The following is an 11931-nucleotide window of genomic DNA, read 5'->3' on the forward strand; positions in this document are numbered from 1 at the left end:
CTCGGACCACCCGTGGGCGCGCTGGTCCGACGATGCCGCGCACGAGGCCGCCCGGCTGCCCGGCGCGCCGAGCCGCTGGTCGGGCAAGAAGGACCACGGCCCGGACGCCCGCTAGCGGTGCGAGGGGAACTCGACGACCTGCTGATAGGTGGGACGGTTCTGCCAGTGGATCGACGGGTGGGTGATACCGCCGAGCGCGCGGTGCACGATCGTGTCCGCGCACCACTGGTTGCCGGCGCCGCAGCTGCCGTCACCGGGGTAGACCTCGGTGGCGGGTTTGGCCGCGGCCTGCTTGAGGGTGGTGAGCAGCGCGTCGCGGCAGGCGGCGAGTGCGCCGTTGCCGCAGTACGTCCTGGCGAGCGGGCCGGCCACCTGCTGGCCGAGGACCTGGCGCAGGTCCTTGTCGGCGAAGCCCCACCAGCCGTACTGGAAGGCGGAGCCGCCGTGTCCTCCGGTCGGGCCGTGGTTCGCGGCCGGTGACTCGTCGGTCGGGAGGCCCGCGGTGAGGGCACGGTAGAGGTCCTCGCCGAGACCGGGCTTGAACTCGGCCTCGATCAGCAACGGCCACCAGGCGTCCATGATCCGTACGGCGTCGGCGTGTCCGTAGGTGTGCGAGCCGGGAGCGGTCTCCTTGCGCTGCGAGCCCGCGGCGCGCCAGGACTCCAGCTTCTGCACGGCGGCGTTCACCTGCGGGTCGGTGACCGGGGCGCTGCGCAGGACCTTGAGCAGTTCGGGGAGCAGCTGCTCGCCGCGCAGATCGGTGACGCCTGCCTCGGCCATCGCCCGGGTGAGGGACGCCCGGGTCACGCCGCCGTCCGCGACGAGTTTCGCGACGCGGTCGTCGAGGAGGTCGCCGCGGTGGACGGCGCCGAAGCCGAAGCCCGCGGTGTTGTAGTCCTTGGCCTGCCGGTTGTTCCAGGAGATGTAGTAGTCCTGGCCGGTGGACCGCGGATGCTGGGCGAAGGGGGTGTACGCGGCGGTGTTGGCGGCGGGGTCGTAGGCCTGCCACTCGTAGGCCGGCTCGGCCTTGACCGGCAGGGCTGGGTCGACACCGGACGCGCGGACCGGGTTCATGCCGCTGTTGTAGTAGGAGGTGGTGCGGGAGTCCGCGTAGAACCAGTTGAAGGCGTAGTCGATGTGGTGGACGGCCCGCTGGAAGCTCTGGGCGTCCTTCACGTACGAGGGGTCGTTGAGCATCTGGAAGCCGATGATCGAGTCGGCCTCGTGGCGGTAGGTGGTTCGCAGCGAGGTGTACGCGACGGGCTTGCCGCCGACCGTCGCGCGGTGCGTGACGATGCCGTAGTTGGTGCGCCAGACCTGCATCCGGTAGGAACCGGCGGCGGTTCCGTCGGCGACGGTGGGCTTCCAGGAGTTGCGCTTCTCCAGCTTCTCCATCGGGGTGCACACGCCCCGGTAGAGGTAGTGGACGTCGTCCTGGCACAGCTCGACGGCGTAGGTGTCGGTGATGTCCTGGCCGGCGGATGTGGCGGACCAGGCGTAGTCCTGGCCGCGGCCCATCTGGACGTACATCCCGACACCGGCGAAGGAGACGCCGCGGGCGGAGATGCCGGGGCCCTGGAGTTCCTGGAGCATCAGCAGCTGGGGGGCGAAGTAGCCGGTCTGGGGGCCGAAGACGGCCACCGGGTCTCCGCTCGCGGTGTGGGCGCCGGAGACGAGCAGGGCGTTGGACATGCCGCGCTTCGGGTCGAGCGAGCCGGGTGGCAGGACGCCCTGGTCGTACATGCCCTGGGCGGGCTTGAGATGCCCGGGGACGCGCAGGGGGGCCTTGGTGTTGGTGCCGGCGGATCCGGTGCGGTCGTACACGAGCTGCTCGGGCTTGACCGAACCGGGGTCGGGCAGTGCGGTGCCGCGCGCGTTCGCGGGCTTCTGCGCGTACGGGAAGGAGGTGCCGTCGTGCACCGTGAGGACGGCCTCGGGGTCGTTGCGCTGGCGGAACGACTCCCAGACCTTGGTGCCTTCGACGACGCCGTACTTCTGCTGTGCCGCGAGGAGGGACAGTGCCGCCTGGACCTCGCCGCCTCCGCCACCGCCGAACTGGCCGCCGACGACCGAGGCGATGGAGATCAGGTCGGTGAGCTTGAAGGGTGCGATCTCGCCGATGTTGGTGATCGCGTCGACGTGTCCGGTGAGGACGTACTCGCCGGGGAAGTAGCGGCCGTTCTTGGACTGCTCGCGGTAGGCGTTGATGCCGTCGACGTAGGCCTGGGCGTCGGCCATGGCCTGCTCGCCGCGGGCGCCCTCATGGGTCCTGATGTACGCGATCTGGGCCTCGTAGTCGGCCTCGGTGTACGGAGCCTGGGGCCAGAACTGCTGCTCCAGGCCCTGGTTGGCGAGGGCGCCGCCGGCGAACGAGGTCAGTTCGCCGCGTCCGATGTGGCGGAAGAGGTCCATCATCCAGAGCCGGTCCTGGGCTGCGGCGTATCCGGCGCCGAACTCCGTCCCGTACCGGGTGGTGCCCTTGATGTGCGGGACTCCGGTCTTCTTGTCCCGGGTGATGGTGACGTCCGCGCGCGGTGAGGAGACGGATTCGGCCTGACCCGCGGGGACGCCGAAGGAGGCGTCGTTGAAGAAGTCGGTGAGCTTCTCGTCCGTGAGGCCGCCGTAGCCGCCGACCAGGGAGTCGTAGCGGGCGAGTTGGTCGGAGCTGTGGCCGGGGCGGGTGCCGAGGACGCGGTGGGCGAGGATCGCCGCGAGCGTGGCGTTGCCGTTCTGCCCGGGCGGCAGGATGTCGGCGCACTGGCTCACGCCCTGGCTCAGGCAGTGGTCGGTGACGGGTGGGGCGGGCTCGTCGGCGGCGGTGGCCTGTGGCAGCGGGGCCAGCAGGGTTGCGCCAAGTGCGAGGACCGCGCAGGCGGTTCTGAATCGTCCGGTGGGGGGTCCGGTGCGTCGCATGGGTGCTCCTCGGGAGGACTGGTGCGGCGCAGGTTACTGGCGGTATGACCCGTCGGTAAGATGAACAACCGTCACTTTTTCCGAATCGGCACACGCGCATCATTCAGCCACTGGGGTAATCCAACGCATTTTCGAGGGAGCCGGATCTGGTAGTCGTACGTCCATTCCTCAACGCGGAAGTACGAGCGACGGAGTACGAGCGACGGAGGTGGCAGTGCGATGGCCGGTTTCCGGAGTCTTGCGAGACAGGTGCGCGACCCGCGATGCGATCTGGCGCTGCGGCGTTACTCACTGCGCAAGTGCCTGGAGAGGTTTGCCCCTTATGGCCACCGGGCGACCTGGCATCACCTGTGCTCCAGGCACAGCATGGAGCCCGAGGACCGGGCGCCCGATCCGGCGCGGCTGGTGGCCGCGCTCGAAGAGCTGGAGGAGGCGCGGGCCGTGTGGCTCGCGTACGAGGAGAAGTTCGCGGAGCGCCGCAAGCGCGAGAAGCACGACGGGCTGCGCCGCCCCGGGACGATCGACGACTGGCACCGACGCACCTGGGGCGGTCATGGGATCGCCCGCTGCGACGACCCGTCGGTACATCCGTCGGACCCGCTGGACGAAGTGCTGCGGCGGCTGATCGGCGCGCTGGAGAGTACGCCCGGCGAGGTCTGCCCGGTCTGTGCGGAGAGCCGGATCGTGTGGCGGCAGGACCTGGACCACGAGCCCTGGGTCGGCCCGGTGTGCACGGGCTGCGGGGTGGTCGTGCCCCAGCCGGTACTGACGGGCCGGGCCCTGCGGACCGCGAAGCGGATACGCGGCCGGGAGCTGGCGTCGGTGGCCTGAGGTTCCCCCTGCGACCCCTGTGCCCTGCGGCATGGAGGGACCCCAGGGGGCGTGGGAGGACCCCGGCCCGAGCACGCGGGGACCCGCCGCGCCGAACGAGCCGCGGCGGGTGCCTCGTTGTCAGTGGCGCCTGGCACCATCGAAGACATGATCCAGGTCTGTCTGAACGGGACCCGTGGCGCGGGGGATTCGGCCGCGGTGCCGATGTCGCCCGGCGCGCTCGCCGAGTCGGCCGCGGCGGCGGTCGCCGCCGGCGCGGCCGAGGTGCGTGTGCGTCCGAAGACGCCGTGCGGGAGCGACTCGCTCTCGCCGCGCGTGGTCGGCCCCGTGCTCGAGGCGATACGCGCCGCGGTGGACGTGCCGGTCGGGGTGACGGCCGGTGCCAGGTCCGAGCCGGACCCCGTGCGGCGGGTGGAGCGCGTCCGCGCCTGGACGGTGCTGCCCGACCACGCCTCGGTCGACTGGCACGAGCCGGGCGCGGAAGCCGTCGCCGCGGCGCTGCTGGAGCGCGGGGTGGCGGTGGAGGCCGGTCTCCGGGCCGGGACCCAGGGCCCCCGGCTCTTCGCCGAGTCCCCGCTCGCGCCACGGGTGCTGCGTGTGCGGGCGGAGGTGACCGACACCGACCCGAACACGGCGGCGGATTCGGCCCGGGCGCTCCTGGCCGGGCTGCGGGTGCCGGGCGGCGTCCCCGTGCTGCCGCACGGCGAGGACGGCGGGGCGTGGCCCGTGCTGCGGTTCGCCGCGGAGCTGGGGCTGGATGTGCGGATCGGTCTGGAGGATGTGCTGGTGCTGCCGGACGGCCGGGCGGCTCGGTCGAACGCCCAGTTGGTGGCGGCGGCACGGGACCTGACGGAGGGGCGACGCTATCAGAGCGGAAATCGCTGGCCCACCGCAATTCCGGGCGACGACAGTGGGCCCGCGATGAGAGTCACACCCGAGGAGTCCTGACATGTCGACACTGCGCGTCACCGCCGAACCACTGACGATCCATGAGCATCCGAACGCGGACGCGCTCGAGCTGGCCCAGGTGGGTCTGTACCGAGCCGTCGTCGCCAAGGGCGCCTACCGCACCGGCGACATCGCCGTCTACATCCCGGAGCAGGCCGTGCTGCCGGCCGCGCTGGTCGAGGAGTTCGGGCTGACCGGCCGGCTGGGCGGGAAGGCGTCGAACCGGGTCAAGGCGGTGCGGCTGCGCGGAGAGCTGTCGCAGGGCATCGTGTGCCGGCCCAAGGCGCTCGCCGGCACCGACCTGGAGCGCGCGGCGGCCGACGGCACGGACTTCGCCGAGCTGCTCGGGATCACGAAGTGGTCGCCGCCCATCCCGCCCACCATGAGCGGCGAGGTGGAGTCCGCGCCGGATCTCCTGCCGTGGGTCGACATCGAGAACCTCCAGCGGTATCCGGACATCTTCGAGCCGGGCGAGCCCGTCGTCCTGACGGAGAAACTGCACGGGACGGCGTGCCTGGTGACGTACGTCGCCGAGGGCCTGGGGGCCCCTCCCGTGCCCGAAGGGCCTCGGGGGATCGTACGGGTGTCGTCGAAGGGATTCGGGGCCAAGGGCCTGGCGCTCAAGGAGGACCCCCGCAATCTGTACTGGCGTGCGATCACCGGCCACGGCGTCCCGGCGGTCGCGGCGCGGCTCGCCGAGAAGCTCGGGGCGAGCCGGGTCGGCATCTTCGGCGAGGTGTACGGAGCCGGGGTGCAGGACCTGTCGTACGGGGCGAACGCCCGCTCCACGGAGCTCGGCTTCGCCGTGTTCGACGTCTCGGCCGAGATCGACGGGCAGGTGCGCTGGCTGGACCCGGCCGAGCTGCTCGCGGGTGAACTGCCGCTGGTGCCACGGCTCTACGAGGGCCCCTACGCGCTGGAGACGGTGCTGGAGTTCGCGACCGGCCGCGAGACGGTGTCGGGCCGTGATCTGCATCTGCGCGAGGGCGTGGTGATCCGCCCCGTGACGGAGCGCTACAGCCCCGTCGTGGGCGGCCGGGCGATAGCCAAGTCGGTCAGCCCGGCGTATCTGACCCGCAAGGGCGGCACCGAGTACGAGTGACCGCGCGCGGGGCGTCCGGTGGCCCGTCACGGGGGTGCGGGCCACCGGGCACTTCGGAGACGTACAGCCTTGGGGCCGGAGGGCCGCAAAACCGTGGGGCCTTGAACAGCCGCACGGGCTCACGCGCTCACGGGCGCACGGGCGCACGGGCGCACGCCCACGGTCGGCGCAATCGGCGGTCCGGAGGCCCGGACGCACCGAGACTCGGCGCGTGAAACCGACGCGCGCATCCGCCCTGACCTCTGCCATGGTGGCACTCACCCTGGTCACGGGCATGGTGGAGGCGGTCAGCTTCCTCGCGCTCGGCCCGGCGTTCACCGCCGTCCAGACGGGCAACACGCTGTTCCTTGCCTTCGCGCTCGGGGGCGCCGACTTCATGGGTCTGTCCGTGGCGGCGCCGCTGGCCTCGCTGCTCGGGTTCACCGTCGGAGCCCTCCTGGGCGCGCGGTTCGAATCGCACGAGGACGTCCTCGGTCACCGGTGGTTGCTCACCGCGCTGTACCTCGAAGCCGTGCTGCTGGGAATCGCGGGGCTGGTGGCACAGTGGGGAGTCGAGCGCGCCGGCCAGCCGCTCACCGGCCGGCACTACACGGCGGTCGCCCTGGTGGCACTGGCCATGGGCCTGCGCAATGTCACGACGATACGGGCGGGCGTCCCCGACGTATCGACCACGGTGGTCACACGGACGCTGACGGCGCTCATCGGTGGCTCGCCCCTCGGCCACGACACCCGTATCCCGTCGGGAGCACGCCATGAAGGGCGCCGCGCGGCCTCGATCGGTGCCATGTTCGGGGGCGGTCTGATGGGCGGATGGATGCTCCACGAAGGGGTCCGGCCGTCCGTGGTGCTGCTGGTCACCGCCGCGTGCGTGCTGGCCGTCGCGTTCGCGTTCTCCTTCGCCTCCCGCGGGCCTGCCGCCACGTCCGGCTGACCACCCCCGTGCGACGTGCCGTCAGGCGCCGCCCTCCCGGGCACCTCGGCGCTCCGGCATCAGCCGCGAGCCCGCCATGCGCTCACCGAAGACATCGTCCGGGTTGGACAGGACGCAGGTCTCCATGGAGAGGCAGCCGCAGCCGATGCAGTCGGTCAGATGGTCCCGCAGCCGCCCGAGCTGCTTGATGCGCTCGTCGAGTTCGGAGCGCCACCTCTCCGAGAGCCGCGCCCAGTCGGCCCGGTTGGGGGTGCGCTCCTCCGGCAGTTCGGCGAGGGCGTCGCGGATCGTGGCGAGCGGGATGCCCACCCGCTGCGCGGCGCGTACGAAGGCCACGCGGCGCAGCGCGTCACGCCCGTAACGGCGTTGGTTGCCCGCGGTCCTGCGGCTGCTGATCAGCCCCTTGGCCTCGTAGAAGTGGAGGGCGGAGACCGCGGCTCCGCTGCGCGCGGAGAGCTGGCCGACGGTGAGCTCTCCGCGCGCGTGGACCTTCTGGGCAGGCTCTTCGGGAAACTTCCCGGTCGCCTTCCCGGTCGCCTTCTCGGCGATCTGCTCGGCGATCTGCTCGGTGATCTGCTCGGTGATCTGCTCGGTGATCTGCTCGGTGATCTGCTCGGTGATCTGGGGCATTCGCCCGAGCCTACTGGGATCTTGCGCGAGGTTCGCGTGCGGTCGTCCGTTGACAGGAGCACCCGGCCCCACCATGCTGAGCAAGCGCTTAGACAAGTAGCGGGTCCGAGACACATGGCGCGTGGCGAGAGCGAGAGGCAGGGAGCAGGGACATGGCAGAGCCGAGGATCTTCACGTCCGCCGAGGAACTGGCCGCAGGGGTCGGCGAGCAGCTGGGTCACAGCGACTGGCTGGAGATCGAGCAGAAGCGGATCGACCTCTTCGCCGACGCCACCGGTGATCACCAGTGGATCCATGTGGACCCGGAGCGCGCGGCGGCGGGTCCGTTCGGGAAGACGATCGCCCACGGCTATCTCACGCTGTCGCTGCTGCCCACCCTCGTGCCGCAGATCATGCGGGTCGAAGGCATGAAGATGGGCATCAACTACGGGACCAACAAGGTCCGTTTCCCCTCCCCCGTGCCGGTCGGCTCGCGGCTGCGCGCGACCGGCGTGCTGACGAGCGTCGAGGAGGCGGGCGGCGGCGTGCAGGTGACGGCGGTCATCACGGTCGAGCGCGAGGACGCCGACAAGCCGGTGTGCGTCGCCGAGTCGGTGTCCCGCTACTTCTTCTGAGCGCCCGCTCCCACCATCCGCAGGACGAGGTCGGCGTAGAGCGCGCCGACCTCGTCCGGCGTCCGGCGCCCTTGCGTGTTGAACCAGCGCGCCACGTCGATGCACAGCGACAGCACGGCCAGCGTCGTGCCGGGGACGTCCGGGACGTCGAACTCCCCCGCCGCCACGCCCTCGCTGAGGATCCGGCGCACCGCCGCGTCGCTCCTGCGCCGCAGCTCGACGATCTCGGTGCGGTGGTCGTCGCCGAGCGCGTCGAGTTCGTACTGCACCACGCGCGCGGTCATGTGGTGTCCGGCGTGCCAGCGGACGAAGGAGCGTACGGCTTCGGCGAGCCGGTCGGCCGCCGAACCCCCGCCGTCGGCCGCACCCTCCAGGATCTCCAGCGCACGGTCGTGGCCGATGCGGCTGATCCGGTGGAGCAGCTCTTCCTTGGTCTTGTAGTGGATGTAGAGTGCCGCCGGGCTCATTCCGGCACGGCCCGCGATGTCCCGGGTCGTGGTCGCGTGGTAGCCGCGCTCGGCGAAGGCCTCGACGGCGGCGACGAGCAGCCTTCTGGCCGCCTCCGGGGTGACCTCACCCCACGGCATGTCCTCGGCGCCGGCTGTTTCCTCCGCCGTACTCATCGCTCGCCCCTTCCTCATGGCAGGAGGCACACCATACCCCGAACCTGAGCAAGCGCTTAGAGTCGGCTCACAGCTTCTGGAACGGGTCGTGCTCGGCGAGGAGCTTCTCGAGGCGGGCCTGGTCGACCCGGCTGACGATCTGACCGGCCTCCTGCCGGTCCCTGACGACCTTGGCCAGGGTGAACGCCGAGGTCGTGAGATAGAGGACGGCGATGCCGAGGAAGGCGCGCACCCAGGGGTCGACGTCCAGGTTGAAGATCCCGAGGGACACGGCACCGAGCGCGATGGCGAAGGAGGCGACGGCCTGGCCGTAGTACGCCGCCGTGTTCTGCTGTTTGACCGGTGTATCGCTCATGCCGGAAGGATGCGCCGGAGGGGGACGGGGCGATATCCGCTCCCGTACTCAGTCACGTACTCACCTCACGGACGGGACCAGGTCACGAACGGTCCACCTCGCCGACGGGCCCACTCGCCCACGGGGCCGCACGGAGGCCCGCGCCGCCGGCCGTCAGAACGCCGAAACCCCCGTCAGCGCGCGGCCGATGATGAGTTTCTGGATCTGGCTGGTGCCCTCGTACAGGGTCATCACCCGCGCGTCGCGCAGCAGCTTGCCGACCGGGTACTCGTCGATGTAGCCGTAGCCGCCGAAGACCTGCAGAGCGTTGTTCGCGGCGCGGACGGCCGCCTCGGAGGCGAAGAGCTTCGCCTTGGAGGCCGCCGTGGCGAACTCCTCGCCTCGGTCGACGAGATCGGCGACCCGCCAGGTCAGCAGCCGCGCCGCGTCCACGTCCACGGCGATGTCGCTGATCAGCTCCTGCACGAGCTGGTACGAGGCGATCGGCTTGCCGAACTGCTCGCGCTCGCCCGCGTAGCCGACGGCGGCGTCGAGCGCGGCCTGCGCGATACCGACACACCCGGCGGCCACGGACATCCGCCCCTTGGCGAGCGCGGACATGGCGATCGAGAAGCCCTTGCCCTCGGGGCCGAGCATGGCGTCGGCAGGCACCCGGACGTCCTCGAGGACGAGCTCGGCGGTGGCCTGGCCGCGCAGGCCGAGCTTGCCGTGGATGGTGCGGCGGGTCAGCCCGGGGGTGTCGGTGGGCACGAGGAAGGCGGAGACGCCCCGGTGGCCGGGGCCGTCGCCGGTGCGGGCGAAGAGCAGGACGACATCGGCCCAGGTGCCGTTGGTGATGAACATCTTGGAGCCGTTGATGACGTACGCGCCGCCGTCCGCGTCCCGTACGGCCCGGGTGGCGAGGCTGCCCGCGTCGGAGCCAGTGCCGGGCTCGGTGAGCCCGAAGCAGCCGAGGGCCTCGCCCGCGGTCAGCCTCGGCAGCCAGTACCGCTTCTGCTCCGCACGGCCCCAGGCCGCGATGGTCTTGGCGACCAGGCCGAGCGAGACCGAGACGATGCCCCGCACCGAGGAGTCGCCGCGCCCCAGTTCCTCGGTGACCAGGCAGTACGCGAGGTGGTCGCCGCCCGAGCCGCCGTACTCCTCGTCGATGGTGAGTCCGAGGAAGCCGACCGCACCGAGCTTCTTCACTATCGATCTGTCGACATTCTCGGCCCGGTCCCAGTCGATGACGTGCGGGGCGATCTCGCGGCCGACGAAGTCGCGCGCGAGCTGCCGGACGGCCGTCTGCTCCTCGTCGAGATCCAGGTTCACCACGAGCCACCCCTTCACCATAAAACTACCACCGCTAGTTTCCGCCGGGCAGGGCCTACTATGAGCCGCATGGCCAGACCGCGCAAGCCCCTCCTCAGCCGGGACCGCATCGTCGGGGCGGCCAGCGCGCTCGTGGACGCGGAGGGCCTGGACGCCGTCTCCACCCGCCGCCTGGCGGCCGAACTGGGCGTGAGCGGCCCCTCCCTCTACAACCACTTCCGCAACAAGGACGAGATCCTCGAAGCGGTCGCCGACTCCATCTCCGCACAGGTCGATCTGTCGATGTTCGACCAGGACGACAGCCGCGACTGGCGCACCGCCCTGCACGACTGGGCCGTCTCCTACCGCGCCGCCCTCGCCGCCCACCCCCACATCGTCCCGGTCCTCGCCCGGGGCCCCGGCCGCCGCCCGGCCGGCCTCAAGGTCGCCGACGCGGCCTTCGGCGCGATGGTCCGGGCCGGCTGGCCGCCCGCCCAGGCCACCCATATCGGCGCCCTGATGCGGTACTTCGTGATGGGCTCGGCCCTCGGCTCCTTCGCCCTCGGCTTCGTCGACGACGAGACCGCGTACGACCCGGCCGACTACCCGCACCTCGGCCAGGCCCATCTCCTCGCCGAACGGCAGGAGAAGGTCGACGAGGGGGCGTTCGAGACCGGGCTGCGGGCGCTGCTGGACGGTCTGGCGGTGCAGTACGAGACCGGGATACGGACGGAAGCTTCGGCCACCGCCGAACAGTGAGTGCGCCACCCTGGAGGCATGGCTTCCAAGGACGTCGCCGCGCTCGCGGCACTGCTCGCCGACGAGACCCGTGCCGCCTTCTGCCTCGCGCTGCTCGACGGGCGGGCCTAGGGCCTGTCTTTTGGATCAGGCCGGATCAGCGAGCGGGGTCTGGTGCGTGCAGCTGCAAGGCGGAGGAGGGAGACATGGCGGAGCCATGGCGACCGACGACAACGCGGCTGGGGGCACCCCCAGGCGAAGCTCTGGGGGAGTGCGTGCCAGGGCACGCGAGCCCGGCAAGATCCGAAAGACAGGCCCTGACGGCCGGGGAGCTCGCCCGGCATGCCGGGGTGGCGGCGTCGACCGCCAGTGAGCATCTGGGCAAGCTCGTCGCGGGCGGGCTGCTGGCCGAGGAGCGGCAGGGCAGACATCGGTACGTACGACTCGCCGGGGAGCCCGCCGCGCGCCTCGTGGAGGTGCTCGCCGCGCACGCCGCCCGGTCCGACGAGCCGCCGCGCACGCTGCGGGCGGCGAGTGCGCGCAGCGCCATGGCGCGCGGGCGCACCTGCTACGACCATCTCGCCGGACGGCTCGGGATCGCGATCACCGAGGCGATGACGGCCCGCGGACTGCTCCGCCAGGACACCGGTTTCGCGCTGACCGACGCGGGGCTCGGCTGGTTCCGGGCGGCCGGGATCGCCCTGCCGCGGGCCGGGCGGCGGCCGCTCGCCCGGTCGTGCCTGGACTGGACGGAACGCCGGCCGCACCTGGCCGGGGTCGCGGGCGCTCAGCTGTGCCGGCACGCGCTGGACTCCGGCTGGTGCGTACGGATCGGCTCCGAGCGGGCGGTGAAGGTCACCGAGGCCGGGGAGCGGGCCCTCGGCGAGCTGCTGGGCATCGGGGCGGAGGCACTGCGGTGAGGGAGGTTCCGGCGACGGATATTTCGGTGGGAGCCG

General features: G+C 71.6%; 12 protein-coding genes. 7 read left to right on the forward strand and 5 right to left on the reverse strand.

Features of this window, described 5'->3' with window-relative positions:
• Nucleotides 1–111 precede the first annotated feature (111 nt).
• Complete coding sequence (locus ABT342_RS16275) at nucleotides 112–2913, reverse strand: penicillin acylase family protein (protein WP_351573217.1); 2802 nt, start codon at nucleotides 2911–2913, stop codon at nucleotides 112–114.
• A 219-nt stretch (nucleotides 2914–3132) separates the two neighbouring features.
• Between ABT342_RS16275 and ABT342_RS16280 the strand changes: the two genes are divergently transcribed.
• The 4 genes from ABT342_RS16280 (at nucleotide 3133) to ABT342_RS16295 (ending at nucleotide 6725) form a co-directional block, all read left to right on the forward strand.
• A complete protein-coding gene (locus ABT342_RS16280; protein ID WP_351573220.1) occupies nucleotides 3133–3744 on the forward strand; it encodes a hypothetical protein in 612 nt (203 codons plus the stop codon).
• Nucleotides 3745–3891: 147 nt separating this feature from the next.
• A complete protein-coding gene (locus tag ABT342_RS16285; RefSeq protein ID WP_351573223.1) occupies nucleotides 3892–4692 on the forward strand; it encodes a 3-keto-5-aminohexanoate cleavage protein in 801 nt (266 codons plus the stop codon).
• A 1-nt stretch (nucleotide 4693) separates the two neighbouring features.
• Nucleotides 4694–5794 carry an RNA ligase (ATP) gene (locus ABT342_RS16290; protein WP_351573226.1) on the forward strand — a complete coding sequence of 367 codons (1101 nt, stop codon included), beginning with the start codon at nucleotides 4694–4696 and terminating at the stop codon, nucleotides 5792–5794.
• 211 nt (nucleotides 5795–6005) lie between these two features.
• A complete protein-coding gene (locus tag ABT342_RS16295) occupies nucleotides 6006–6725 on the forward strand; it encodes a YoaK family protein (protein WP_351573229.1) in 720 nt (239 codons plus the stop codon).
• A gap of 21 nt (nucleotides 6726–6746) precedes the next feature.
• Here ABT342_RS16295 and soxR read toward each other — a convergent pair whose 3' ends face one another.
• Entirely contained in the window at nucleotides 6747–7274 is a 528-nt protein-coding gene (gene soxR, locus ABT342_RS16300) for a redox-sensitive transcriptional activator SoxR (RefSeq protein ID WP_351573537.1), read from the reverse strand.
• A gap of 233 nt (nucleotides 7275–7507) precedes the next feature.
• On the opposite strand from soxR, the gene ABT342_RS16305 reads away from it, so the two are divergent.
• Complete coding sequence (locus ABT342_RS16305; protein WP_351573232.1) at nucleotides 7508–7969, forward strand: MaoC family dehydratase; 462 nt, start codon at nucleotides 7508–7510, stop codon at nucleotides 7967–7969.
• Here the strand turns inward: ABT342_RS16305 and ABT342_RS16310 are convergent.
• The 3 genes from ABT342_RS16310 to ABT342_RS16320 all read right to left on the reverse strand — a co-directional run bounded on the left by ABT342_RS16310 (nucleotide 7957) and on the right by ABT342_RS16320 (nucleotide 10258).
• A complete protein-coding gene (locus ABT342_RS16310) occupies nucleotides 7957–8592 on the reverse strand; it encodes a TetR/AcrR family transcriptional regulator (protein WP_351573235.1) in 636 nt (211 codons plus the stop codon). The genes ABT342_RS16305 and ABT342_RS16310 overlap by 13 nt on opposite strands.
• A 67-nt stretch (nucleotides 8593–8659) precedes the next feature.
• Complete coding sequence (locus ABT342_RS16315; RefSeq protein ID WP_351573238.1) at nucleotides 8660–8947, reverse strand: YiaA/YiaB family inner membrane protein; 288 nt, start codon at nucleotides 8945–8947, stop codon at nucleotides 8660–8662.
• Nucleotides 8948–9100: 153 nt separating this feature from the next.
• Entirely contained in the window at nucleotides 9101–10258 is a 1158-nt protein-coding gene (locus ABT342_RS16320; protein ID WP_351573540.1) for an acyl-CoA dehydrogenase family protein, read from the reverse strand.
• A gap of 69 nt (nucleotides 10259–10327) precedes the next feature.
• Here ABT342_RS16320 and ABT342_RS16325 point away from each other — a divergent pair, with 69 nt between their 5' ends.
• Nucleotides 10328–10996 (forward strand): TetR/AcrR family transcriptional regulator, encoded by a 669-nt coding sequence (locus tag ABT342_RS16325; RefSeq protein ID WP_351573241.1) that lies wholly within the window; start codon nucleotides 10328–10330, stop codon nucleotides 10994–10996.
• Between the two features lie 185 nt (nucleotides 10997–11181).
• A complete protein-coding gene (locus ABT342_RS16330; RefSeq protein ID WP_502965554.1) occupies nucleotides 11182–11895 on the forward strand; it encodes an ArsR/SmtB family transcription factor in 714 nt (237 codons plus the stop codon).
• Nucleotides 11896–11931 lie beyond the last annotated feature (36 nt).

It is taken from the genome of Streptomyces sp. NPDC000410, from assembly GCF_040300305.1.
Taxonomy (GTDB): Bacteria; Actinomycetota; Actinomycetes; order Streptomycetales; family Streptomycetaceae; genus Streptomyces.

Bases quoted from the DNA above. Each gene is read 5' to 3' on its own strand.
- ABT342_RS16275 (WP_351573217.1), bottom strand. From the start codon at position 2,913: ATGCGACGCACCGGACCCCCCACCGGACGATTCAGAACCGCCTGCGCG.
- ABT342_RS16280 (WP_351573220.1), top strand. From the start codon at position 3,133: ATGGCCGGTTTCCGGAGTCTTGCGAGACAGGTGCGCGACCCGCGATGC.
- ABT342_RS16285 (WP_351573223.1), top strand. From the start codon at position 3,892: ATGATCCAGGTCTGTCTGAACGGGACCCGTGGCGCGGGGGATTCGGCC.
- ABT342_RS16290 (WP_351573226.1), top strand. From the start codon at position 4,694: ATGTCGACACTGCGCGTCACCGCCGAACCACTGACGATCCATGAGCAT.
- ABT342_RS16305 (WP_351573232.1), top strand. From the start codon at position 7,508: ATGGCAGAGCCGAGGATCTTCACGTCCGCCGAGGAACTGGCCGCAGGG.
- ABT342_RS16310 (WP_351573235.1), bottom strand. From the start codon at position 8,592: ATGAGTACGGCGGAGGAAACAGCCGGCGCCGAGGACATGCCGTGGGGT.
- ABT342_RS16315 (WP_351573238.1), bottom strand. From the start codon at position 8,947: ATGAGCGATACACCGGTCAAACAGCAGAACACGGCGGCGTACTACGGC.
- ABT342_RS16325 (WP_351573241.1), top strand. From the start codon at position 10,328: ATGGCCAGACCGCGCAAGCCCCTCCTCAGCCGGGACCGCATCGTCGGG.
- ABT342_RS16330 (WP_502965554.1), top strand. From the start codon at position 11,182: ATGGCGGAGCCATGGCGACCGACGACAACGCGGCTGGGGGCACCCCCA.